22 protein-coding genes are annotated in these 24,368 nt (G+C 66.2%); 1 reads left to right on the top strand and 21 read right to left on the bottom strand.

Annotated features, from left to right (window positions below; all coding sequences use genetic code 11):
- Nucleotides 1-66: 66 nt before the first annotated feature.
- From FEF27_RS02105 to leuS, 3 genes are all read right to left on the bottom strand, one after another.
- Nucleotides 67-834, bottom strand: a complete 768-nt coding sequence (locus FEF27_RS02105) for a ComEA family DNA-binding protein (protein ID WP_138169177.1) — start codon at nucleotides 832-834, stop codon at nucleotides 67-69.
- Nucleotides 835-972: 138 nt separating this feature from the next.
- Nucleotides 973-1,947, bottom strand: coding sequence for a DegV family protein (locus FEF27_RS02100; protein WP_138169176.1), 975 nt, complete (start codon nucleotides 1,945-1,947; stop codon nucleotides 973-975).
- A 26-nt stretch (nucleotides 1,948-1,973) separates the two neighbouring features.
- The gene (gene leuS, locus FEF27_RS02095; RefSeq protein WP_424991665.1) at nucleotides 1,974-4,487 is read right to left on the bottom strand and encodes a leucine--tRNA ligase; all 2,514 of its coding nucleotides are present in this window, start codon (nucleotides 4,485-4,487) and stop codon (nucleotides 1,974-1,976) included.
- 40 nt (nucleotides 4,488-4,527) lie between these two features.
- On the opposite strand from leuS, the gene FEF27_RS02090 reads away from it, so the two are divergent.
- Nucleotides 4,528-5,502, top strand: a complete 975-nt coding sequence (locus FEF27_RS02090; RefSeq protein WP_138169174.1) for an alpha/beta fold hydrolase — start codon at nucleotides 4,528-4,530, stop codon at nucleotides 5,500-5,502.
- A gap of 24 nt (nucleotides 5,503-5,526) precedes the next feature.
- On the opposite strand, the gene FEF27_RS02085 is transcribed toward FEF27_RS02090, so the two are convergent.
- The 18 genes from FEF27_RS02085 to aroC form a co-directional block, all read right to left on the bottom strand.
- Nucleotides 5,527-7,509, bottom strand: coding sequence for a primosomal protein N' family DNA-binding protein (locus FEF27_RS02085; protein WP_138169173.1), 1,983 nt, complete (start codon nucleotides 7,507-7,509; stop codon nucleotides 5,527-5,529).
- A 113-nt stretch (nucleotides 7,510-7,622) separates the two neighbouring features.
- The gene (gene metK / locus FEF27_RS02080) at nucleotides 7,623-8,816 is read right to left on the bottom strand and encodes a methionine adenosyltransferase (protein ID WP_138169172.1); all 1,194 of its coding nucleotides are present in this window, start codon (nucleotides 8,814-8,816) and stop codon (nucleotides 7,623-7,625) included.
- Between the two features lie 71 nt (nucleotides 8,817-8,887).
- The gene (gene coaBC / locus FEF27_RS02075; RefSeq protein WP_138169171.1) at nucleotides 8,888-10,150 is read right to left on the bottom strand and encodes a bifunctional phosphopantothenoylcysteine decarboxylase/phosphopantothenate--cysteine ligase CoaBC; all 1,263 of its coding nucleotides are present in this window, start codon (nucleotides 10,148-10,150) and stop codon (nucleotides 8,888-8,890) included.
- Nucleotides 10,151-10,164: 14 nt separating this feature from the next.
- A complete protein-coding gene (gene rpoZ / locus FEF27_RS02070) occupies nucleotides 10,165-10,431 on the bottom strand; it encodes a DNA-directed RNA polymerase subunit omega (protein ID WP_138169170.1) in 267 nt (88 codons plus the stop codon).
- A 9-nt stretch (nucleotides 10,432-10,440) separates the two neighbouring features.
- On the bottom strand, nucleotides 10,441-11,025 hold the full coding sequence (gene gmk, locus FEF27_RS02065; RefSeq protein WP_138169169.1) for a guanylate kinase: 585 nt from the start codon (nucleotides 11,023-11,025) through the stop codon (nucleotides 10,441-10,443).
- Nucleotides 11,025-11,345, bottom strand: a complete 321-nt coding sequence (mihF, locus tag FEF27_RS02060; RefSeq protein ID WP_138169168.1) for an integration host factor, actinobacterial type — start codon at nucleotides 11,343-11,345, stop codon at nucleotides 11,025-11,027. The genes gmk and mihF overlap by 1 nt, the downstream gene beginning before the upstream one ends.
- A 117-nt stretch (nucleotides 11,346-11,462) precedes the next feature.
- Complete coding sequence (pyrF, locus tag FEF27_RS02055; protein ID WP_138169167.1) at nucleotides 11,463-12,302, bottom strand: orotidine-5'-phosphate decarboxylase; 840 nt, start codon at nucleotides 12,300-12,302, stop codon at nucleotides 11,463-11,465.
- On the bottom strand, nucleotides 12,299-15,601 hold the full coding sequence (gene carB, locus FEF27_RS02050; RefSeq protein WP_138169166.1) for a carbamoyl-phosphate synthase large subunit: 3,303 nt from the start codon (nucleotides 15,599-15,601) through the stop codon (nucleotides 12,299-12,301). The genes pyrF and carB overlap by 4 nt, the downstream gene beginning before the upstream one ends.
- Nucleotides 15,594-16,820: a glutamine-hydrolyzing carbamoyl-phosphate synthase small subunit gene (gene carA / locus FEF27_RS02045; protein ID WP_138169165.1), complete on the bottom strand. Its 1,227-nt coding sequence runs from the start codon at nucleotides 16,818-16,820 to the stop codon at nucleotides 15,594-15,596. The genes carB and carA overlap by 8 nt, the downstream gene beginning before the upstream one ends.
- The gene (locus tag FEF27_RS02040) at nucleotides 16,817-17,380 is read right to left on the bottom strand and encodes a PH-like domain-containing protein (RefSeq protein WP_138169164.1); all 564 of its coding nucleotides are present in this window, start codon (nucleotides 17,378-17,380) and stop codon (nucleotides 16,817-16,819) included. Before FEF27_RS02040 ends, carA begins: the two co-directional genes overlap by 4 nt.
- A complete protein-coding gene (locus tag FEF27_RS02035) occupies nucleotides 17,377-18,762 on the bottom strand; it encodes a dihydroorotase (protein WP_138169163.1) in 1,386 nt (461 codons plus the stop codon). Before FEF27_RS02035 ends, FEF27_RS02040 begins: the two co-directional genes overlap by 4 nt.
- Nucleotides 18,755-19,750 (bottom strand): aspartate carbamoyltransferase catalytic subunit, encoded by a 996-nt coding sequence (locus tag FEF27_RS02030; protein WP_138169162.1) that lies wholly within the window; start codon nucleotides 19,748-19,750, stop codon nucleotides 18,755-18,757. Before FEF27_RS02030 ends, FEF27_RS02035 begins: the two co-directional genes overlap by 8 nt.
- Nucleotides 19,747-20,310: a bifunctional pyr operon transcriptional regulator/uracil phosphoribosyltransferase PyrR gene (gene pyrR / locus FEF27_RS02025; RefSeq protein ID WP_138169161.1), complete on the bottom strand. Its 564-nt coding sequence runs from the start codon at nucleotides 20,308-20,310 to the stop codon at nucleotides 19,747-19,749. Before pyrR ends, FEF27_RS02030 begins: the two co-directional genes overlap by 4 nt.
- A gap of 87 nt (nucleotides 20,311-20,397) precedes the next feature.
- Nucleotides 20,398-20,805 carry a transcription antitermination factor NusB gene (gene nusB / locus FEF27_RS02020; RefSeq protein WP_138169160.1) on the bottom strand — a complete coding sequence of 136 codons (408 nt, stop codon included), beginning with the start codon at nucleotides 20,803-20,805 and terminating at the stop codon, nucleotides 20,398-20,400.
- Nucleotides 20,806-20,809: 4 nt separating this feature from the next.
- Nucleotides 20,810-21,373, bottom strand: a complete 564-nt coding sequence (gene efp / locus FEF27_RS02015) for an elongation factor P (RefSeq protein ID WP_138169159.1) — start codon at nucleotides 21,371-21,373, stop codon at nucleotides 20,810-20,812.
- A gap of 93 nt (nucleotides 21,374-21,466) precedes the next feature.
- Nucleotides 21,467-22,597 (bottom strand): 3-dehydroquinate synthase, encoded by a 1,131-nt coding sequence (gene aroB / locus FEF27_RS02010; RefSeq protein ID WP_138169158.1) that lies wholly within the window; start codon nucleotides 22,595-22,597, stop codon nucleotides 21,467-21,469.
- Nucleotides 22,594-23,112, bottom strand: coding sequence for a shikimate kinase (locus FEF27_RS02005; protein WP_138169157.1), 519 nt, complete (start codon nucleotides 23,110-23,112; stop codon nucleotides 22,594-22,596). The genes aroB and FEF27_RS02005 overlap by 4 nt, the downstream gene beginning before the upstream one ends.
- A complete protein-coding gene (gene aroC / locus FEF27_RS02000) occupies nucleotides 23,112-24,359 on the bottom strand; it encodes a chorismate synthase (RefSeq protein ID WP_138169156.1) in 1,248 nt (415 codons plus the stop codon). The genes FEF27_RS02005 and aroC overlap by 1 nt, the downstream gene beginning before the upstream one ends.
- Nucleotides 24,360-24,368: the final 9 nt, after the last annotated feature.

Genomic DNA, 24,368 nt, shown 5'->3' with positions numbered 1-24,368 from the left:
CAGCCCACCCCGCCAATGCCGCCGGCAGCAGTCTCAGGTCGAGCCTGTTCCGCTGCATCGGGACACTCACCAGGTGACGTCATCGGCGATATTTTCAATGATGGCAGGACCGATTCCACTGACAGCAGCCAGCTCCTCCAGGGAGCTGAAACCCTGGTGATCCTCTCGGTAGCTGATGATCCGTTCGGCCAGGGCTGGTCCGATGCCGGAGAGCTGTTCAAGCTCTGCGGCATCAGCGGAGTTCAGATTCACCGGTCCGCTGGCGGGCTCACCCGAGCCTGACTCGGCGGCCTCCGCTGGCGGGGGCAGCTGTCCTGAGTCCAGTTCTTCGGCGGTCGGCACGTAGATCATGGAGCCGTCGAGCACCGGGGCGGCAAGGTTCGCGCCCTCGGCAGCGGCTTCACGGAGCAGACCGCCTGCGGCTTCCACCGCGTCGGCGACTCTGTCTCCGGGCTGCAGGTGCACCACCTGGGGATGGCGCACCGCCCCGGCCACATGCACCACAACGGGCTCATGCGGGCCTTCGGTCACAGCTTCGTCCTGCTGCGGCTGGTCGTCCTCCGGCTCGTCCTGATGCGACTCGGGGTCCTCCCGGGGGCGCGGCTCGGATGCCTCGTCAAAGGTCGGCGGTTCCGGTAGTGCCTGCCGAGAGGGGGCGGCAGTGACCCAGGAGACTGCGATCCAGGTCAGCAGCCCGACGATGAGCATCATCACCGCGCCACGCCGCAGCGCAAAGCGGACGGGCGCCCCATGGGCCTCCTGTCGCTGTGCTCTGCGGCGTTCTCGGCGGCTCAGCAGCGTCTCCGGTTCTGGCTGTGCACCGTAGGACTCCATGGGTGTCAAACTAGTTCTCTGACGGATGCTCCTCCGGATTCCATGACACCAGTGGGGACCGCCCGGCGCGGCGCTGGGCGGTGATATGAGGGGTGGGGAGAACGCTGGGCGGGCCGCTGCTGTCCGGCGGACCGGGGCTCAGCCGCCGGCGGTGACGCTGACGCCCAGGGCTCCCAGCCCAAGGTGCGCCGCTAGGCCCGGGGGAAATTCGACGACCGGTACCGGCTGTGGGGAGTGCGGTTGGAGCTCGGCGGCGAGGTCTGCTGCCTCGCCGGGGTTGCCGCAGCACTGCACACCGATCCGGGGGCGGGACAGCGTCTCGGCGTAGGCGGTGGCGGTCTCTGACATCCGCTGAAGGGCTCGCGGCATCGAATGGGTCCGCTCCAGTAGCACCACCTCCCCCTCTCGGAGCGCCAGCAGGGGTTTGACACGCATCACCGAGCCCAGCACCGAGGCGACCCGGTTGATGCGGCCACCGCGCCGCAGCTGCTCCAGGCTGGGGACTGCGAAGAAGGACCGAGAGCTCTGCGCCACGGTCTCTGCCGTATGCACGACCTCGTTCTGTGTCCCACCCAGGCGGGCGGTCATCGCTGCGGCGATCACTGCGTGTCCGAGGCTGAGGCCAGCTTGCCCAGAGTCGACCACCGTCACCGGTAGGGGCGCCTCAGCCGAGGCCAGGGTGGCCGCATCCACGGTCCCCGAGAGTTTCGCCGAAAGGTGGATCGAGACCACCGCGGCAAATCCGTCCCGGTGCAGCTGCTGGTAGGTCTCGGCGAGGCGCCCGGGAGAGGGCCTGGAGGTCCGCACCGGGAGCCCTTGGGCCAATGCGATCGGGAGGTCCCGCGCCAGCTCAGCTGAGGACTCCGGATAGATCTGGCCAGGCTGTGGGTGCGCATCAATCATCACAGGGATGGGCACCACACGAACGTGCTCGGCCAGAGTCCCCAGCTGCAGCTCACCAGTGGCGGCGTCGAGGGGAAGACTGCACGCTGCGTCCGTGACCACCGCGGTCCGGCCGCGGACCCGCCGCAGGGCAGGTTTGCGTCCGCGCAGCGCGGCCCGCTTAGCGTGCAGCTCATTCTCCAGGGCCTGAACCCAGGCATCAGTGTCCATCAGGGCCTCAGCGTCAGCCTGTGTGGCTACCCGGTGACGACATTGACGAGTTTGGGCGCGCGGACAATGACTTTGCGAACACCGCCGTCGTCGGCAATGTATTTCTGGATCTTCGGCAGCGACAGTGCCTGCTGCTCCAGCTCCTGCTCGGTGATGTCCACCGGCACCTGCAGCTTATCCCGCAGCTTTCCGCGGACCTGGACCACTGCGGTGATGGTGTCCTGGACCAGCAGAGCCTCCTCATAGGCGGGCCAGGCAGAGTTTGCCACGGAGGACTCCCGGCCGAGCTTGGCCCACATGTCCTCAGCAGTGTAGGGCGCCACCAGCGACAGCGCCTGCGCGGTGAATTCGGCCGCTTCGCGGACCGCCGGATCGGCCGGCCCCGCACCTGAGTCGATCTCCTTGCGCGCAGCGTTGACCAGCTCCATCACTCGGGCGATCACCACGTTGTACTTCTGGTCGTCCAACAGCGCTTGGGCATCAGCGATTGTCCGGTGGGTGACCGCGCGCAGCCGCTGCGCCCCGGCGCGTGAGTCCACCCCTGGTGCGCTGGTGACGTCCTGGGCCAGTCGCCAGGCTCGGGCCAAGAACTTCTGGCTCGCCGCGGGGCTGACGTCGGCCCAGTCCACATCGTCCTCCGGCGGGGAGGCGAAGACCATGGTCAGGCGGACGGCGTCGACGCCGTACTCATCGAGCTGCTCCCCCAGATCGACGCCGTTGCCCAGGGACTTGGACATGGCTTTACCTCCGTTGAGCACCTGCCCCTGATTCAGCAGCGCGCGGAACGGCTCCACAAAGTGAATAAGCCCCATGTCATGCAGTGCCTTGGTGATGAACCGTGAGTAGAGCAGGTGCAGAATGGCGTGCTCCACGCCGCCGACGTACTGGTCCACCGGCAGCCAGTGGTTGGTCGCATCGGTGGGGAAGATGGCTTCTGTGGAGGTGGGGTCGATGTAGCGCAGGTAGTACCAGGACGAGTCCACGAAAGTGTCCATGGTGTCAGTGTCCCGGCTCGCAGCTGCTCCGCACCGCGGGCACGGCACATTGACCCAGTCGGCATTGGAGGCCAGCGGTGACTGGCCCTTCGGGGCGAGCTGCTCGCCGCGCATATCGGTGGGCAGCTTCACCGGAAGCTGGTCCTCGGGGACGGGGACTTCCCCGCAGCCGGGGCAGTGGATGATCGGGATCGGCGCTCCCCAGAACCGCTGGCGCGAGACCAGCCAATCGCGGAGCCGGAAGTTGATGGTGCTGCGGCCAGCGCCTTGATCTTCGAGCCATTCGATGATGGTGGCCTTGGCCTGCTCCACCTCCATGCCGTTCAGGGAGATGTCCCCGTGGGCAGAATTGATCGCCTCCCCAGCACCGGTGTAGGCCTCGCCCTCGAAATCCTCGGGCGGCTGCACGGTGCGCACAATCGGCAGGTCGAAGGTCTTGGCGAATTCCCAGTCTCGTTGGTCCTGACCCGGTACCCCCATCACCGCGCCGGTGCCGTAGTCCGCCAGCACGTAGTCGGTGGCGTAGACCGGCATCTGCGCTCCGGTGGCCGGGTTGGTGGCGTGCACGCCGAGGAACACCCCGGTCTTCTTCCGGTCGGTGGCCTGACGCTCGATGTCCGAGACAGATTTCAGCTGCTCCCGGTAAGCCTCCAGCTCGCCCAGGTGTTGGTCGGTGACCAGCTCTGTGGCCAGTGGCGCGTCAGCGGCCACCACAAAGAACGTGGCACCGAAGAGGGTGTCGGGCCGGGTGGTGAAGACGGTCACGGTGTGGCCACCGTCGATGGCGAAGTCTACGTGGGCGCCCTCGGACCGCCCGATCCAGTTCCGCTGCATCGCCAGAACCCGCTCGGGCCACGTGCCCTCCAGCTGCTCCATATCGTCCAGCAGCCGGTCGGCGTAGTCAGTGATCTTGAAGTACCACTGGTTGAGGGACTTCTTCGTCACCGGGGTCCCGCACCGCTCGCAGACCCCGGCGACGACCTGTTCGTTGGCCAGCACAGTCTGACAGGAGGGACACCAGTTGACCGGGGAGTCCTTGCGGTAGGCCAGGCCCTGCTCGTAGAGCTTCAGGAACAGCCACTGGGTCCACCGATAGTAGAGCTCATCGGAGGTGTGCAGCCGGCGGGTCCAGTCGGCGCTGATGGCGTAGCGCTTGAAGCTGGCGGCCTGGGTGTCGATGTTGCGGTAGGTCCACTCAGCTGGATGTGCGTTGTTCTTGATGGCGGCGTTCTCCGCGGGAAGTCCGAAGGAGTCCCACCCGACCGGGTGCAGCACGTTGTACCCGCGCAGGCGCCAGTAGCGGGCCGGGATGTCGCCGATGGCGAAGGCCTCCGCGTGCCCCATGTGCAGGTCCCCTGAGGGGTAGGGGAACATGTCGCAGACGTACTTCTTGGGCCGCTCGTCCTCGGATTGAGCAACGAAGGTCCCGTCCTGCTCCCAGAACGGCAGCCAGGTGGCCTCGATCGTTCGGAAGTCGTAGGACTGCTTTTCAGCGGTTTCGCTCACAGGTGCGCACCTTACACAGTTCACGGATATTCGACTCAGAACAGTCTAGAGGGTCAGCAGAGTCGCTACGCTGTCCCTCGTGGGAAATACACGGCCGACGACGCAGCCCCGCTTCCTTCCCGCGCCTTGGGCCGAGTACCCCCGGCGCTCACCGGAGAAGCTGAAGATCCCCATCCGCAGCGAGGCCCAGGGGCAGAAGGTCGCCGGCGAGGTGGCAGTCTGGAGATACGCCCCGCAGGGCCCAGCTGCCGGGGCAGCACGGCTTCTGCTGATCCACGGCTTCCGCGGCGACCATCACGGTATGCAGCTCATCGCCGACGGGCTGCCGGAGTTCGAGGTGCTGGTGCCGGATCTGCCCGGGTATGGGCAGTCTCCCCCGCTGTCCCAGGTGGATGCCGGGCCCCTGCAGCATTCGGTGGAACTCTACGCCGCAGCGGTGGATGGTCTGGCCCAGGCGCTTCACCTGGGTGCTGGCGACGTGCTGATGGGGCACTCATTCGGGACCATCGTCTGTGCCGCCCATTGCGTCCAGCACCATCGGGGCTGGGCCGGTGTGGTGCTCAGCGCCCCGATCAGTGACAGTATCTTCCGCGGCCGGCTGCTCCCGGGTGCCGCTGCCGTGGAGATGTATTACCGCCTGTGCCAGGTGCTTCCCGAAGCTGCAGCCGATGCCGTGCTGCGATCGCCGGCAGCGCTGGAGGTGATGAACTTCACGTTGGGCGTGGGGTGGGATGACGATCTGAAGGCTTTCGTGAAGGATCAGCACCGGCAGTTTTTCGGCGGCTACTGGGACCGGCGGACGCTGCTGGAGTCCTACCGCGCCTCCAGCCGGCATACTGTCTCTCAGTACGCTCCGAGCGTGGAGGCGCCTGTGCTGCTGCTGGCCGGCTCGCAGGACAGCCTGAGCACGCCTGCGGGCCTGCGTGGTCTGCGGGATCTGTTGCCCCACGCTCAGCTGGAGATCATTCGTGGTGCTGGTCATCTGGTGCACTATGAGAAACCCGCCCAGCTGGCCCGGTCGGTCCGGCGGTTTGTCGGAACAGTCGGCTCCTGAAGCGTCTGAAACCCACGCAGCTGATCAGAACTGCAGTGCCGGGGTGTCGTCGACTGCTATGCGCAGGGCCTTGCCTTGGCCTGCCGAATAGGCCGAACCGGTGCGCCGGGCTCGGGTGACTTCGGCGATCACCTCAGCGGCCTGGGCATAGCTGAAGAACAGCATCCAGCGGTGTGTGCCCTCGCTGACCGGAGCGGGACCCACCCACTCCAATCCCGCTGGGAGGCGCACCTGGGTGACGAAGCTCTCCGCGTCCTGGCCCTGGCCGGTGACAGTGAGCATCCGCACCGCAGGGGGCAGTCCCAGCTCCAGCCTGCGGTACAGCTCCCGGCGGGCGTAACCTGTCGGGTCCCACCGGACCAAGGCGCCGGTGAGCTCGGGGTCCTCGGCAGTGACCACCACCGCCCCGCCGCTGCCGCGAGCACGGACCAGAGATGCGGCGGAGAACCACCGGGCCAGCACCTGGCGGGGCACGTCGAGCCCTTCTCTGGCCAATTGCGCATCACCGTCAAGCAGCAGGGCTGCTGCGTAGCCGTCCGGGGCGACCGGTTCGACTCCGGGGGTGCTGATGACCAGCGCAGGCCGGTCGGGGACCTTGGAGACCGGATGATCACTGGTGGAAGAGATCACCGGCAGGTTCGGAAATGCCCTACCCAGCTCCTGGGCGGTGCGGTCAGCCCCCACCGCCCCTGCCCGGAAGCGTCCTTCGCCGCACTCTGGGCACCGGTGGCCCCTTTGGTGCAGGCCACACCAGCGGCAGCACAGCGTGTCGGACTGGCCGAAGTGGCCAGGCAGCGCCAAGGGACCGTGGCACTCAGGGCACCGCTGGCGTGAGCGGCACCGCTCACAGAGCACCGCGGGAATGAATCCGGTCCGTCCGACCTGAACCAGGACCGGGCCGCGCTCGAGACCCTCGCGAGCAGTCCGGTACGCCACCCCGGGAAGCCGGGCGCGCTGCAGCGTCGGGTCGCGCTCCTGCTGATAGGAGTCCCGTGCTGCGGTGACCAGCGGCGTCCCCGCAGCACGCAGGTCCCGCACCGGGGTCCGCTCGCTGAGCCACCCACGTTCGACCAGCCGCTGGATCTCCAGGCTGCGCGAGGTGGAGAGGAACTGCAGCCCCGCTCCGGTGTGCACGCTGCGCAGCAGCGCGACTTCACGGGTGTGGTGATAGGGGGCCCGCGGCTCCAGGTGGCTGGAATCGTGGTCGTCGAACACCAGAATCTGCGCCGGCTCGACCACGGGGGCGAATATTGCCGAGCGTGTGCCCACCGCAACCCGCGCGTGCCCGAACCGAAGGCGCAGATAGGACCGGTACCGTGGGGTCGGTCCCATCTCCGCGGTCAGCTGTGCCACTTCTGATACCCCCAAGTCACCTTCCAGCAGCGGCCGCACGCGGTCGACGTCGCGCTGGTCGGGGAGGACGACGATGACGCTTCTGCCAGCAGACCGTGCCTGCTGCACCGCCTGGACGACCATGCTGGGCCATCCATCAGCGCCGAAGGACTGCAGTGCCAGCGCCGCCTCACGCGGCCCGTGATTGACGGTCGTCTCCGCCGGCGGGGGCGCCTCGGAGCCGACGAATTCCTGCTCCACACGTGCGGCGCGCTGTGGAATAGCCGCACGCAGCACATCTGCGGTCACTCCGGCGTAACGGTGGGCGACCTCACGGCAGAGCATGAGAATCTCCGCCGAGAGCAGGGGCAGCGGGGTGACGACTTTGCTGATTGGGGAGAGCCTCGGGGCGGTGGTGCTCGCCGCGCGGCTGACCACATAGCCGGAGAGCTCGCGGGAGGAGAAGCGCACTTTGACCCGGGATCCGACCACCGCTTGGGTGTCCATCTCTGCAGGGACTGCGTAGTCGAAAACCCGGTCCAGGTGCGGCACCGGCGACTCCAGCAGCACCTGGGCCACCGGTTGGTCCGCAGCCGTGCCAGGGGGCAGTCTGGCTGCCGGCGCCGGGGCGAGTGCCTCCAGCAGGGCTGGCTGCTCACCCTCACGGTCGGTCACGTCCGGTCACCTCCTCCGTCCGCAGCGATCCTATCCTGAGGCACTGACATGCCGGAGGTGCGATGTAGGCAGCCTGGTTCGGTGCGCGGCCGCAGCCGCCGCTCAGCCGGCGCTCAGGCGCCGAAGTGTGAACGCAGCTCCTCCACACGGTTGAGCTGCTCCCACGGGAACTCCGGCCGGCCGAAGTGCCCGTTCTTCGCGGTCTCTGTATAAATGGGGCGCTTCAGGTCGAGGTCCTCGATGATGCCCAGCGGGCGCAGGTCGAACACCTCCCCGATAGCCTTGGAGATTGCTGCCGGATCCACGTGCTCGGTGCCGAAGGTTTCGACGTAGATGCCCACCGGGTGCGCCCGGCCGATGGCGTAGGCGATCTGAATCTCCGCGCGGTCGGCGAGGCCTGCAGCCACCACGTTCTTCGCTACCCAGCGCATCGCGTAGGTGGCAGACCTGTCGACCTTGGAGGGGTCTTTTCCGGAGAACGCGCCACCGCCGTGCCGGGCGAATCCACCGTAGGTGTCAACGATGATCTTGCGTCCGGTCAGACCTGCGTCACCGACCGGCCCCCCCACGACGAACGGACCTGAGGGGTTGATGATCTCTTCCAGCCCGTTTGTATCCAACCCTGAATCAGCAATGACCGGGGCGATCACAGCCTCGGAGATGTCGGAGTGCAGCTGCTGCTGACTGGTCTCCTGGGTGTGTTGGGTGGAGACCACCACAGTGCCCAGAGAGACTGGTCTTGCGCCGTCGTATCCGATGGTGACCTGGGTCTTCCCGTCAGGACGCAGGTAATCCAGCTGACCCTCCTGACGGACTCTGGTCAGTTGTGCAGAGAGCCGGTGGGCCAATGCGATGGGGGTGGGCATGTAGGTCTCGGTCTCATTGGTGGCGTAGCCGAACATGATGCCCTGGTCGCCGGCCCCCTGCGCCGCACGGGGGTCATGAGCCCCGGAACGTGCTTCCAGGGAGTTGAACACTCCTCCGGCGATATCGGGCGACTGTTGCCCGATGGAAATCGACACTCCGCACCGGGCGCCGTCGAACCCGTTGGCTGAGGAGTCATACCCGATGCCGAGCAGGGTGGAGCGGACGATCTGCGGAATTTCCACATAAGCGTTGGTGGTGACCTCACCTGCGACGTGCACCAGGCCGGTGGTGGTCAGCGCCTCGACCGCGACCCGGGAGTCGGGGTCTTCTGCCAGCAGGGCATCAAGGATGGCGTCAGAGACCTGGTCGCAGATCTTGTCGGGGTGCCCGATCGTCACTGACTCGGAGGAAAACAGGCGCAGGAAGTCTGGAGAGCTCACCGGGTTATCCTAACCTGCACCGTAGGCTCGCACCGCGTGGGTGTCATATGGCGCAACGCGTGGGCTCAGCCTCAACCTTCGGGCATGCTCAGCAGCCGGGCTGCCTGTGCAACCACCGCTTCTGCCGCTTGGGCTTTGCTGCCGGTGACGTGCAGCGGGTGAGCCTCACCGAGCATCCGTTGCGCGTGCTCGGAGGCCAGGATGTGGATTTCGGTGGTGTCCTGGCCGAAGACCAGGTTTTCACCGACGTGGTTGAGCACCAGCAGGTCACAGCCCTTGCGCGCCAGTTTCTGCTCAGCCAGCTCAAGCGGAGCGTGGGTGTCGTCGCCCGTTTCAGCAGCGAAGCCGACGATGACCTCAGGACCGCCGCCGCTCTGTGCGCGCCGTTGGACCACCTCGGCGAGGATGTCGGGGTTGCGCTGCAGTTGGATCACCGGATCTGCCGCATCGTCAGTCTTCTTGATCTTGGTCGTGGTGTACCCGGCGGGACGGAAGTCCGCCACCGCAGCGGCCATGATCAGCACATCCGACTCTGCCGCGTGGTCAAGTACAGCGGCGTGCATCTGCTCGGTGGTTTCCGCCGAGATTGTGTCGATACCGCCGAGGTCGACGCCCGAGGCCATGGACCCCGCGACGAGAGTGACCTCCGCCCCCGCTGCCTGGGCCGCCCGCGCCAGTGCCAGGCCTTGTTTGCCGGAGGAGCGGTTGCCCAAGAATCGCACGGGATCCAACGGTTCGCGGGTGCCGCCGGCGGAGACGAGCACACGCCGACCGTTCAGCGTGCCTGCAGGCAGTGACTCGGCGTGGTCCGGCTCGAGCAGCTGCTGCACACGGGCGTAGATCTCAGACGGCTCGGGCATTCGTCCAGGCCCAGAGTCTTTCCCGGTCAGCCTGCCCACGGCGGGCTCCATGACCTCAATCCCGCGAGCCCGAAGACCGGCCACATTCTCGCGCGTCGCGGCATTGCGCCACATCTCGGTGTGCATTGCCGGCACTAGGAGAGTCGGGGCCTCTGTGGCTAGGAGGGTGGTTGTCATTAAGTCATCTGCCATACCGGCGCGGATCTTCGCGAGGAGATCCGCAGTCGCCGGTGCCACCACCACGAGGTCTGCCTCCTGGCCCAACCGCACATGGCGGACCTCGTCCACACCTTCGAAGACCGTGGTGCTGACTGGGCGACCGCTGATGGCTTCCCAGGTGGCCCGTCCCACAAACTCGAGGGAGCTGGAGGTGGGGATCACATCGACCTGATGGCCGTCTTCCTTCAGCAGCCGGGCCAGGTGCACCGACTTATAGGCGGCGATACCCGCCGAGACGCCTAGGACTATGCGCATAGGGGCGCGCCGGGTCAGGCTGCGGTGGCCTCAGCTGCCGGCTTTTGGACCAGGAGGTCCTCGTTGATCTCCCGCAGGGCAATCGAGAGTGGCTTCTCATTGAGCTTGGTCTCCACCAGGGGCCCGATGTGCTCGAAGAGCCCTTCGTGCAGCTGAGCGTAGTAGTTGTTGATCTGGCGGGCCCGCTTGGAGGCGAAAAGCACCAGCGAGTACTTCGAATCGGCCTTCGTCATGAGGTCGTCGATCCGCGGGTCAATGATGCCTTCGAGCTTCTCAGTCACTCAGATTCCTTAAGCGTTGGTCGTCAGTGCGATGCCCATATGGGCAATGAGTTCACGTGCGGCTCTGTCGATGTCGTCATTGATGATGGTGACATCGAATTCTGGTTCCGCCGCGAGTTCTATTCTAGCGGTTTCCAATCTGCGCTGTTGTTCCTCCTCAGACTCCGTTCCACGTCCGATGAGGCGGTGGACCAGATCCTCAAAACTGGGCGGTGCCAAGAAGACGAACTGAGCGGCCCGCAGCTTCGCGCGGACTTGGCGTGCGCCTTGAAGATCAATCTCCAGCAGCACGTTCTTTCCCTGCTCAAGGGCCTCTTCCACCGTCGACGTCAGGGTCCCGTAACGGTGCCGCTGGTGAACCACGGCCCATTCCAGGAAAGCATCCTGGGCCAGGAGTTCATCGAAACGCTCATCGCTGATGAACAGGTAATCCTCCCCGTGGACCTCCCCCGGGCGTGCGGGCCGGGTGGTGGCGGAGACGGAGAAGTGGACCTGCGGATAGGTGGTGCGAATATACCGACTCAGTGTGGACTTTCCCACTGAGGTGGGTCCGGCGAGGACAGTGACCTGTGGGGAGGAGGCTGGGGAGGACATCAGCTCAATTCTGCCAGATGCTCTGTCAGCGCCCGACGCTGCTTCACCCCGAGGCCGCCCAACCGTCGGGTGACCGAGACCCCGTGGTCCTCCAGAATCTTGGTCGCGGTGACTCGGCCGACTCCGGGCAGAGCCTCCAGGAGCTCAATGGTCTTCAGCCGTGCGATGGCTTCAGAGGAGTCGGCGCGCTCCAGAACCTGGGTGAAGCTGAGCGCTCCGGCACCGAATCCGCGCTTGACCTCGGCCCGCTCGGCGCGGGCTGCCAGAGCCTTCTGCCGTGCCGTGTCACGTTCCTGCTGGGTGAGTTCTCGCAGGGCCACCGGACCCCTCCTTCACATAGGTCGTTCCCCTTTTGGTTCTTTCCTTGGGCAGAATCTAGCCGCAATCTGCGTCAGGGGCAATAGGACGTGACACGGGCTCCCCGTCAATAGGCGGTGTCACCGCAAGTCAGCGCGTGCCTGCTCAATATTTGAGACAATCTCGGAGGTGTGAGGCCCGCCGCTGAGGATGGCACGGGAGGAGTTGACCAGCACTTGGTCCCAGGCGGGCCCGAAGCTGCGTCGCATGCCCGCGGCGGTCGCGCCCTGGGCCCCATAGCCCGGTGCGAGCAGCGGGGGCCGGCCTGCGACCAGGTCGATTCCGTGCTCCTGGGCCAGATGCGCTGTGGTGGCCCCGACCACAAGGCCGATGCTGCCGAGTCCGTTGTGCCCGGGCATGGAAGCGTTGGAAGCTTGGACCGAGCGGACAATTCCTCCAGCGACACAGTCCCCGGAGGGGTCCCGGGCCAGCTGGACCTGTTGGCCTTCAGCGTTGGAGGTCAGTGCCAGGACGAACAGTCCGGCACCGTACACTTCGGCGGCGTGCACGGCTGGCTGCAGGGTGGCGAATCCCAGATAGGGGCTGACGGTCAGCGCGTCCGCCCCGAAATCCCTGCTGGGGTTGAGCCAGGCCTCCGCATAGGCCTCCATCGTCGACCCGATGTCGCCGCGCTTGGCATCGGCAATGACTAACAGGCCCGCAGCTTTCCCCGCCGCAATCACCTCTGCCAACGCTTCCAGACCCCGAACCCCGTAGCGTTCGAAGCAGGCCACCTGCGGTTTTATCACCCCGACCCGCCCTGCCGAGGCGTCGATGACGCGCAATGCGCATTCCCGGAGGCCTCGGGCGTCATCAGTCAGCCCCCAGGCGGCGAGGATGCCCGGGTGCGGATCCACGCCGACGCAGAGGGGACCGAATGTTTCACGCGCTTGTGTCAGCCGGGCACCGAAGGTGCTCATGCGCCACCGGCTACTGCTAAGCCGGCTCGGTGCAGCGCGGCGGCGTGCTCCTGCAGGGAGGTCACCGACCAGCTGTGGGTGCGCTGAGCTTCGATGGCCTGAAGCGCGGCTCCGAACTCCGCAATGGTGGTCACTACTGGGATGCCCAGGCTGGTGGCGGCCGCACGGATTTCGTAACCGTCGCTGCGGGCGTCTCCCCCGGAGGGCGTGTTGATGATCAGTGCGATCTCTCCGGCTTCGACCAGCGGCAGCACCGTCCCGGCACTCTCCGGCGTGTCGGCGATCTTGTCAACCACCTCACAGGTGATGCCGTTGCGGCGCAGCACATCAGCGGTGCCGCCGGTAGAGATGATGTCGAACCCGAGGTCGGCAAGGCGCTTGACCGGCATGATGACACCGCGTTTGTCCCGGTTGGCCACGGAGACGAACGCTTTGCCCGAGGTGGGCAGCGGATTGTTCGCCGCCAGCTGCGACTTGGCGAATGCGGTGTCGAAGTGGGAGTCGATGCCCATCACCTCGCCGGTGGAGCGCATCTCCGGTCCCAACAGCGAATCCACCACCCGGCCCTGGGGGGTGCGGAACCTGGCGAAGGGAAGCACTGCTTCTTTCACAGCCACCGGCGCGGAGGGCGGCAGCAGTGACCCGTCCCCGTGCTGGGGCAGCAAGCCTCCGCGCATCTGCTCGATGCTGACCCCGGTGCCGATCAGCGCCGCAGCCTTGGCCAACTGCACTCCTGTGGCTTTGGAGACGAACGGCACCGTGCGGGAGGCCCGCGGATTGGCTTCGATGACGTAGAGCACATCAGAGGCCACCGCAAACTGGATGTTGATCAGCCCACGGACTCCGACGCCGGCGGCGATCGCGGCAGTGGCTTCTCTCACACGCTGCAGCACATCTGGTCCCAGGGTGATCGGCGGCAGCACACAGGCGGAATCCCCGGAGTGGATCCCGGCCTCCTCGATGTGTTCCATAATGCCGCCCAGGTACAGATCCTGACCGTCGAACAGGGCGTCGACGTCGACCTCGATGGCGTCTTCCAGGAACCGGTCAACCAGGACCGGGTGTGCCGCGGTCACCTCGGTGGCGTTGGCGATGTAACGCTCCAGGCCTGGCTCGTCGTAGACGATCTCCATGCCCCGGCCGCCCAGCACATAGCTGGGGCGCACCAAGACCGGATATCCGACGGAGTCCGCGACCGCCTTCGCGTCGTCGAAGCTCACCGCAGTGCCGTTTTTGGGCGCGATCAGACCGGCTGACTGGAGCACCTGGTCGAAGGCACCGCGGTGTTCTGCCAGGTCGATGGACTCGGGACTGGTGCCCAGCACGGGCACTCCCGCATCAGCTAGCTGCTGGGCCAGTTTGAGCGGGGTCTGGCCGCCGAGCTGCACGAACACCCCGGCCACTCCCCCGGTCCGCTGCTCGGCGGCGATGACCTCGAGAACATCCTCCAGGGTCAGCGGCTCAAAGTAGAGCCGGGTGGAGACGTCGTAGTCGGTGGAGACCGTTTCGGGATTGCAGTTGATCATCACGGTTTCGTAACCGGCCTCGCGCAGTGCCATGGTGGCGTGCACACAGGAGTAGTCGAATTCGATCCCCTGCCCGATCCGGTTCGGGCCCGAGCCGAGGATGACCACCGAGGGGCTCTGATGCTCCGCGATCTCATCCTCTTGGTCGTAGCTGGAGTAGTGGTATGGAGTGTAGGCAGGAAACTCTGCCGCACAGGTGTCGACCGTCTTGTAGACCGGCCGGATCCCCAGCGCGTGCCGCACTCCGCGCACCACCGCCGCGTCCATGGCCCGGAGCTGACCAATCTGCTCATCCGAGAAGCCGTGCCGCTTGGCGGTCTTCAATACTGTGACGTCAAGGCTTTCAGCGGCCTGAACCTGCTGGGCGGTCTCATTGATCAGCGCCAGCTGATCCACGTACCAGGGGTCAATGCCGGTGATGCGGTGGATCTCTTCCGGGGCAACACCGGCGAGCAGGGCCTGCTGCACGTGGTAGATGCGGTCGGTGGTGGCGGTGGCCATCCCCTCCAGCAGCTCCGGCACCGACGCCTCGCCACTGGGGGTGAAGCTGAACTCGCTGCCGCGCTGCTCCAATGAGCGCAGGGCCTTCTGGAGAGCTTCGGTGAAGTTGCGTCCGATCGCCATCGCCTCACCCACCGACTTCATGGTGGTGGTCAGCGTAGGGTCGGCGGCGGGGAACTTCTCGAAGGCAAACCGGGGGACCTTGACCACCACGTAGTCGAGGGTCGGTTCGAAACTGGCGGGGGTCTTCTTGGTGATGTCGTTGGGGATCTCATCCAGGGTGTAGCCGACCGCGAGTTTGGTGGCGATCTTCGCAATGGCGAAACCCGTGGCCTTGGAGGCCAGCGCGGAGGACCTGCTGACTCGGGGGTTCATCTCGATGACCACCACACGTCCGGTCTTCGGGTCCACGGCGAACTGGATATTGCACCCGCCGGTGGCTACGCCGACTTCCCGGATGACGTTGATGGAGATATCCCGCAGCTTCTGGTATTCCCGGTCGGTGAGGGTCATGGAGGGGGCGACAGTGATGGAGTCACCGGTGTGCACACCCACCGGGTCCAGGTTTTCTATGGTGCAGACGACCACCACGTTGTCGTTGGCGTCGCGCATCATCTCCAATTCGTACTCTTTCCACCCCAGGATGGATTCCTCCAGGAGGACCTCTGTGGTGGGCGAGTACTGCAGTCCAGCACCGGCGATCCGGCGCAGGTCCTGTTCGTCGTAGGCCATGCCGGAGCCGAGTCCGCCCATGGTGAAGCTGGGCCGGACCACCATGGGGTAGCCGAGTTCCTCAGCGGCCTGCAGCGCCTCCTCCATGGAGTGGACGATGCGGCTGCTGGCGGATTCGCCCCCAGAACGCTCCACCACACCTTTGAACTTCTGCCGGTCCTCTCCCAGCTCGATGGCAGCGATATTGGCGCCAATGAGTTCGACGTCGTACTCCTCGAGCACTCCCTGCTTGTCCAGTGCGATCGCAGCGTTCAGCGCGGTCTGCCCGCCCAGCGTGGGCAGCAGAGCGTCGGGACGCTCCTTGGCGATGATCTTGGCGATGACCTCAGGGCTGATGGGCTCCACATAGGTGGCGTCGGCGAACTCTGGGTCAGTCATGATGGTGGCCGGGTTGGAATTGACCAGGATCACCCGAATGCCCTCTTCTTTGAGCACTCGCAGCGCCTGGGTGCCGGAGTAGTCGAACTCAGCGGCCTGGCCGATCACGATGGGACCGGATCCGATCACCAGCACAGAGTTCAGGTCAGTGCGTTTAGGCATTCTGGTGCTCCTTCATCAGGTCCACGAAGCGGTCGAAGAGGTAGGCGGAGTCATGGGGCCCGGCCGCCGCCTCGGGGTGGTACTGCACGCTGAAGGCCGGGAGGTCCATGCAGCGCAGACCCTCGACGACGCCGTCGTTGAGACTCGAGTGGCTCACCTGGACCCGGCCGAAGCGGGACTCCGGAGCGGAGACGGTCTCGCCGATGGGAGCCTCGACGGCGAACCCGTGGTTCTGGCTGGTGATCTCCACCTTCCCGGTGGTGTGGTCCATCACCGGCTGGTTGATCCCCCGGTGGCCGAAGGGCAGCTTATAGGTCCCGAACCCGAGCGCACGTCCTAAGATCTGGTTTCCGAAACAGATGCCGAAGAACGGGATCCGAGCGTCGAGGACTTCGCGCAGCAGTCCGACCTGCGTCTCGGCAGTGGCGGGATCCCCTGGTCCGTTGGAAAGGAACACCCCGTCGGGGTTGAGCTGCTCAATGTCTGCATAGGTGGTGGTCGCAGGCAGCACGTGCACACGCAGTCCACGCTCGGCCATCCGCACCGGGGTCATTGTCTTGATGCCGAGATCGATGGCGGCCACTGTGGCGATCGGGGCGGAGTCCCACCCATGGTCTGCGGGGTCGATCACATACGGCTGGGCGGAGGTGACTTCCTCGGCCAGGCGGGCGCCGAGCATATCGGGCTGAGACCGCACCGCCTCCAACAGTTCCGGCAGCGCCCGGCGCTGGCCTGAATCGTCGTAGAGCCCCTGGGCCGAGAAGATGCCTGCGCGCATCGAGCCACGGTCGCGCAGGCGCCGGGTGACCGCCCGGGTATCAATGTCTTTGATTCCCACCACGCCCTGCTCGGTCAGCTCCTCGGCCAGGGTGCGCACTGACCGCCAGTTGGAGGGCAGCCTGGCGGCATCCCGGACTGCGTAGCCGGCCACCCAGATGCGGCGGGACTCCGGATCTTCGTCATTGACCCCGGTGTTGCCGATGTGTGGGGCGGTCTGGACCACGATCTGGCGGGCGTAGCTGGGGTCAGTGAGGGTCTCCTGGTATCCGGTCATCCCGGTGGCGAAGACCGCCTCTCCCAGCGTGGTGCCGCGGGCGCCGTAGGCGCTGCCCTCATAGGCGGTACCGTCTTCGAGCACCAGCAGCGCTGCGCCGGTCTCCGCGGCGATGCGGGTCTCTTCTGCTCCCGGTGATGTCCCGGGAGTGCGAGGGTCGCTCATATGGTGGTCTCTCCTTCAGTCAGGTCGTTCAACGCCCGGACCAGCGCCCGGCCCTCATCGGATCGGCGTGGCCGGAACCCCGTGTCCACGTGGGTTGCTCCCAGCCGCCAGCCGAGGATCACCACTCCGTCCTTCTCCACGAACTTTCCGATCATTCCTCGGTCGGTGCGTGCGTGGACCAGGTCAGCGGCAGGGATGAAGATGTTGCGCACCCCGGAGCGGAAGATGGCGGCACCGGTGGGGTGGACCTCGACTCGGCCGGTGGTGCGCAGGCCCAATTCGTGGACGGCGATCCGATCCAGGTACTGCCCTCCTCTGACCGTACCGATGACCATCCCTTCCGCCGCAGCCTGGGGGGTGGCCTCCAGCAGATCGGCGGGGACGTCCAGGGGCCCCGGGAACTCTGTCTGCCGGCGCTTCCGGTTTCGCCATCCGAGCCAGATCAGCGCGCAGAAGACCGCGACCACACCCAGGGCGGCCCACAGGAAGTTCAGGTACGTCCCGGTCATCTCCGGGGCCCGCGTCAGCACTGGTGTCACGGAGGCTGTCCAGGAGCTCATGCAGCGCCTCCTGCACTGCGTGGGCCGGTCAGCTGGCTGTTGAGCATCACCGGCACCCCGCCCAGGAAGGTGTGGCGCACCTGGCCGGGAAGTTCTACACCCCGGAACGGTGAGTTGCGGCCTTTGGTGGCGTGGGTCTCCGGGTGGATCGTGGTGGAGGCATCAGCGTCGACCAGGATGATGTTGGCTGGCTCCCCGGCGGCGATCGGGCGACCCTGGTGGGTGTGGCCGTAGATCTCAGCCGGACGGGTGGAGGTGATCTCAGCGAAGCGCTGCCAGTCGATCAGCCCGGTGTTGATCATTGCGTGCTGAACTGCCGGCAGGGCAGTCTCCAGGCCAGTCATTCCCATGGCGGCTTGGTTCCATTCGCATTCTTTGGCCTGTTCCGGGTGCGGGGCGTGGTCGGTGCCGATGACGTCGATGACCCCTTCAGCAAGTGCCTCGCGCAGCGCCTGGGTGTCCGCTTCGGTGCGCAATGGTGGGTTGACCTTGTACACCGGGTCGTAGCTGCGGACCAGTTCGTCGGTGAGCAGCAGGTGGTGCGGAGTGACCTCGGCGGTGACTTGGATGCCGCGCTGTTTGGCCCAGCGGATGATTTCCACCGATCCCTTGGTGGAGACGTGGCAGATGTGGATCCGGGCACCCACATAGTCGGCCAGCAGCACATCGCGGGCGATGATGGCTTCTTCGGCGACAGCGGGCCAGCCGGGCAGCCCGAGGGTGGCGGAGACTTTGCCCTCATTCATCTGGGCCGCGTGGTCGGTGTCCCAGCCGGTCAGGTCGGCGTCCTGTGCGTGCTGGGCCACGAAGCCGTCAATGGTCTTCACGTATTCCATGGCCCGGCGCATCAGTTGGGCGTTGGTGACACAGTGTCCGTCATCGGAAAACATGCGCACCTGTGCGGAGGACTCCGCCATCGCGCCCAGTTCTGCCAAGACCTTGCCCTGCAGGCCGCGGGTGATCGCCCCCACCGGGTACACCTCTGTCCAGCCCGCCTGCTGACCGAGCCGGTGGACCTGCTCGACGACGCCGGCGGTGTCAGCCACCGGTGAGGAGTTCGCCATTGCGTGCACCGCGGTGAAGCCTCCTTTGGCAGCTGCGCGGCTTCCCGTCTCCACCGTTTCGGCGTCCTCACGGCCCGGTTCGCGCAGGTGCACGTGCAGATCGACCATCCCGGGCAGGGCAATCAGCCCGCTGGCGTCAATGGTCTCCAGCGGAGCCTGGTCCTGCGGTGCAGTCTCCGCCGCACCGACGCTGGCGATGATCCCGTCGCGGACGACGAGGTCCTCCGGGGCGCCGCCGAGGATACTGGCCCCACGGATAAGGTAGTGCGGCCCGGGGGCCGGCTGGACCGCTAACCGGGCGGTGGTGGGTTCACTCATCAAGGCTCCCGTCGGGTTGACGTTGGGACAGTAGGAGGTGCAGCACCGCCATACGGACGGCGACGCCGTGGGCGACCTGGTCCAGGATTCTGGATTGGGGGGAATCCGCCGCTGCGGCGGAGATCTCCACCCCACGGTTCATCGGTCCGGGGTGCAGAATCAGCGCCGGGGAGTCTGTGGCGCCCAGCCGCAGTTGCTCCACCAGCGCGAGCCGCTCATCGGTCAGTCCCCAGCGCCGGGTGTACTCCGCGGCAGTGGGGAAGAAAGCTCCCCCCATGCGCTCTGCCTGGACGCGCAGCATCATCACCGCGTCGGGAGCTTCGCGGAGAGCCTCATCCAGGCTGTAATGAATGGTCACCGGCCACGTTTCCGCACCGTAGGGCAGCAGCGTCGCCGGTGCAGCCAGGTGCACCTCCGCTCCCAGGGTGCGCAGCAGCCACACGTTGGAGCGGGCCACCCGGGAGTGGACGATATCGCCCACGATCAGCACCCGCATACCGGCGAGGTTCCGGCCGCGGGGATTTTCGCCGTGGGCGCGGCTCCATCCTCGGCGCAGGGTGAGCGCGTCCAGCAGAGCTTGGGTGGGGTGTTCGTGAGTGCCATCGCCGGCGTTGACCACGGCGGCGTCGGTCCAGTCAGAGGCGGCCAGCTGGGCGGCCGCTCCGGAAGCGCTGTGGCGAATGACAATGGCGTCGGCACCCATGGCGTCCAGCGTCTGGACGGTGTCCTTCAACGACTCCCCCTTCGAGACGGAGGAGCCTTTGGCGGAGAAGTTCATCACATCGGCTGAGAGGCGCTTGGCTGCAGCCTCAAAGGAGATGCGGGTGCGGGTGGAGTCCTCGAAGAACAGGTTGACCACAGTGCGTCCGCGCAGTGTGGGCAGCTTCTTGACCTCTCGGGAGGACACTGCAGTCATCTCCTCGGCGGTGTCGAGGATCGCCAGCGCGTCACGGTGGGCAAGAGCTTGGGTGTCCAGCAGATGCTTCATCGGATGATCACCACCTGTTCCTCGCCCGCCGGAAGTCCGTCTATCTCCGCCAGGCGCACGCCCACCCGTTCGCTGCGGGAGGTCGGGATGTTCTTGCCGACGTGGTCAGCCCGCAGTGGTAACTCGCGGTGTCCGCGGTCGACCAGTACGGCCAGCCGGACCGCTTGCGGCCGCCCGTAGTCGGACAGGGCGTCCAGCGCTGCTCTGACGGTCCTTCCCGAATAGAGCACATCGTCGACCAGGACCACGGTGCGCCCGTCGATTCCGCGGGCGGGAAGCTGGGTCGGTTCAGGGGTGCGGGCTGCTGAGTTGCGCAGGTCGTCGCGGTACATGGTGACATCCAGCGAGCCGACCGAGGCAACCGGGTCGAAGTCCGGGTCGATGGCGGCCAGCTTGGCGCCCAGGCGCTGTGCCAGTGGCACGCCGCGGCGCGGGATGCCACAGATGATCAGTTCGCCGACGCCGCGCTGGGCTTCGACGATCTCATGGGCGATGCGGGTCAGGGCACGGTCAATATCGGCCGCTGTCATCACCGTTGCGGTCTCAGGTGAGCGGGTCACGCTGCGACTCCTTCCTCGCCTCACAGGACGATCATTAAAGGAGCTTCGAGATGTGTCTGCGTCAGCCTATCAGGTGCCCCGCTCGGCTCAGCCCAGCGTGGGTTTGAGCTTCTGCAGTCTGCCGAGTACGCCATTGACGAACCCTGGGGATTCGTCGGTGGAGAGTTTGCGCACCAAGGTCACCGCCTCGGCCACGGCCACCCCGTCGGGGATCTCCTCATTGTGAAGCAGCTCCCAGGCCCCGATCCGCAGTGCCACCAGGTCCACTGGGGGCATCCGGTCAAGGGTCCACCCGCGGGCATAGGTGGCCAACAGTTCATCGATCTCTTCACGATGCTCGGTGACACCGTCGATGAGGGTGCGCACGTATTCATTGACGACCAGCTCCCCCTTCTCCACCCGGGTGGTCAGCACGAGATGGGGGTCCATGCTGCGCTGCTGGGCCTCGAAGAGGACCTCTAATGCCCGCTGCCGGGCTTTGCTTCGTTTTGCCACAGTGCTAGTCGTTGACCCGGCCGAGGTACTCGGAGCTGCGGGTGTCGACTTTGACCTTGGTGCCCTGCTCCACGAACAGCGGCACCTGGATCTCGTGCCCGGTCTCCAGGGTGGCCGGCTTGGTGCCGGCTTTGGAACGGTCGCCCTGCAGGCCGGGGTCAGTCTGGGTGACCTCCAGGACCACTGATGGGGGCATCTCCAGGTACAGCGGTGTGCCCTCGTTGATCGCGATCGAGACCTGCTGGGACTCCAGCAGGAAGTTGGCGGCGTCGCCCACGGTGGCCGCCGGCACAGTGATCTGGTCGAAGTCACGCAGGTCCATGAAGACGAAGTCTTCGCCGTCCTGATACAGGTACTGGTAGTCAGAGCGGTCCACGGTGGCCAGTTCGATCTTTGCCCCGGCGTTGAACGTCTTGTCCACCACCTTGCCGGAGGTGATGTTCCTCAGCTTGGTGCGGATGAATGCCCCGCCCTTGCCCGGCTTGACGTGCTGGAACTCAAGGGTGTTCCACAGTTGGCCCTCCAGCTTGAGCACAGAGCCGTTCTTGATGTCATTGGAAGTTGCCACGGGTTCGTCTTACCTTCTGTTTGTCACGGTGTGGTGGCCCCGGGTCTACCGGATGCCAACGGTCCATCCTACAGGCTGCAGCCTAAGCCACCCTCAGAGCGAGATGGTGGTGGTGGAAGCTGGTTCAGCAATCTCCTGATAGGTCGCGAACAGGATGGAGGGGTCGGGGATCTCCACAGTCGCCGGGGAGCCCACCGCGTTCAGCAGCACGAACCGCAGCGTCTCACCGCGGTTCTTCTTATCCCGCCGGATGCCCTCCAGGAGCTGGTTCCAGCGGTCGTCCCGGTAGGTGGTGGGCAGTCCCAGACTGGTGAGAATCTCGCGGTGCCGGTCCGCCTCAGCGTCCGAGAGGCGTCCGAGGCTGCGGGCCAGTTCGGCGGCAAAGACCATACCGACGGAGATAGCGGCCCCGTGACGCCATTGATACCGCTCAGCCAGTTCGATCGCATGGCCCAGGGTGTGGCCGTAGTTCAGCGACTCACGGAGGTTGGACTCGCGTACGTCGCGTCCGACCACCTCGGCTTTGACCCGGATGGAGCGCTCCAGGAGTTCTCGCAGCTCTGCGGAGTCCCACTGCTGAACGGCCTCCGGGGCGCGTTCAATAATGCGCAGAATCTCTTCATCAGCAATGAATCCACATTTGACCACCTCCGCCAGTCCCGCGACCAGCTCATTGCGGGGCAGGGTGGCCAAGGTCTCCAGGTCGGCCAGCACCCCGGCGGGCTGGTGGAAGGCGCCGACCAGATTCTTTCCCTCAGCGGTGTTGATCCCGGTCTTGCCGCCTACCGCGGCGTCGACCATGCCCAGCAGCGTGGTGGGCATGTGGACAATCCGTATCCCGCGCAACCACGTGGCGGCGACGAAGCCGGCCACGTCAGTGACCGCACCGCCACCGACCGAGACGATGGCGTCTGATCGGGTGAAGTCGTTCTGGCCCAGCACCTGCCAGCAGAACGCGGCGACCTGGATGTGCTTGCCCTCTTCCGCATCGGGGATCTCTGCGGTCACTGCCTGATACCCGGCCTTTTCCAGGTCTTCGCGCACCACATCGCCGGTGGCGCGCAGCGCGCGGGGATGGATGACCAGGACCCGCTCTGCCTGGGGCCCCACCATGCCGGGAAGCTGCGCCAGCAGGCCCTCTCCGACGACGACGCCGTAGCCCAGCTCCTGCCCCCCGGCACCTGTTCCTTCGCCGACTGTGATGACAGTGGGTTCGGTACTCATCGTTCTCTCCTCATGGCCTCAATGATGGTTTCGGCTCGGTCTTCGATCGTGGTCTCCGTGGCGCTGACAATGAGGTCGGCGCATTCGCGGTAGAGCGGTTCCCGTTCCGCGTAGATGTGTTTCCAGCGCTCGATCGGTGGTGCTGAGGTGCCCTCGGTGAGCACCGGACGGGTCGCGGCGTCGCCGATTCTGGCCTTCGCCTGCGCCTCAGTGACATCGAGCATTACGACGAACTGCGACTTCAGCAGCTCGCGGGTAGCCGCGGACATGACGGAGCCACCGCCCAAGCTGACCACGGAGGGGCGGGGCGAGTCCAGCAGCTGCGCCACCAGGCGCTCCTCGGCTGCGCGGAAGGCTTCCTCACCGTGGACGGAGAAATACTCACGGATGGGCCCGTGCCGGGCGACGAAAAAATGGTCGGTGTCCACATGCGGGCGGCCCAGCCGCCGGGCAAGTGCGGCCCCCACAGTCGATTTGCCCGACCCCATGGGGCCGATCAGGACAATATTGCTCATCAGGGCTGCATGGCTGCCGGGGCCTGCAGCGGGTCGCCTTCGTGTCCGCTGGCCTCCGGATCAGCGCCGATTGCCGGGAGCGATTCGAGGTAGCTGTGCAGGTTCCGGGAGACTTCGGGGAGGCTGTCTCCGCCGAATTTCTCCAGCACGGCCTGAGCCAGGATGAGCTGGACCATGGCTTCAGCCACCACTCCGGCCGCCGGCACGGCGCAGACATCGCTGCGCTGATGGTGCGCGGTGGTGTTCTCTCCGCTGGCCACGTCGACAGTGCGCAGAGCTTTCGGGACTGTAGCGATGGGTTTCATAGCGGCCCGGACCCGGAGGGTCCCGCCGATGCTCATCCCGCTCTCGATGCCCCCAGCCCGGTTGGTGGTGCGCACTGCCCGGCCTTCGGTGTTGAGCTCGATCTCGTCGTGGGCTTCGGATCCCAGGCGGGCCGCGGTGCGAAACCCGTCTCCGACCTCGACCCCTTTGATGGCCTGGATGCCCATGAGAGCTCCGGCCAGGCGTGCATCAAGTCGGCGGTCCCAGTGCACATAGCTGCCGAGCCCCGGGGGCAGTCCGTCCACGACCACTTCCACGACCCCGCCCAGGGTCTCGCCTGCTTTGTGGGCGGCGTCGACCGCAGCAACCATGGCCTCGGAGGTGGCAGCGTGGAAGCAGCGCAGCGGGTCCGCGTCGAGGGCGTCCACGTCGGCGGCAGCTGGCACGGGGGCATCCTCAGGTGCCGCGACGCTGCCGATGGCGACCGTATGCGCCACACTGGTGATACCCAGGGAGTTCAGCAGCTGGTTGGCGGCCGCCCCGAGCGCCACGCGGGTCGCTGTCTCCCGGGCGGAGGCCCGCTCCAGCACCGGCCGGGCTTCGGCGAAGCCGTACTTCTGCATCCCGGTGAAGTCGGCGTGTCCGGGCCGTGGTCTGGTCAGTGGGGCGTTGCGCGCCAGCCCCTGAATCTCTTCTGGGTCCACGGGGTCAGCGGACATGACCTTGTCCCACTTGGGCCACTCCGTGTTGGCGATTTCGATAGCAACAGGTCCGCCCATGGTCACTCCGTGGCGCACACCGCCGAGCAGCTGCACTTGGTCCTGCTCGAACTTCATGCGTGCCCCCCGGCCATATCCGAGCCGGCGGCGGGCCAGGGCACGCTGCACATCAGCGGTGGTGAGATCTATCCCGGCAGGCAGCCCTTCGATGATGCCGACGAGGGACTTGCCGTGGGATTCTCCGGAGGTGAGCCAACGCAACATGGGGTTCAT

Origin of the sequence: Nesterenkonia sphaerica (assembly GCF_005771565.1) — a bacterium.
Taxonomy (GTDB): Bacteria; Actinomycetota; Actinomycetes; order Actinomycetales; family Micrococcaceae; genus Nesterenkonia; species Nesterenkonia sphaerica.
Note: the sequence above shows the minus strand (reverse complement) of the source record. Positions and strands in the feature narration are given on the sequence as shown.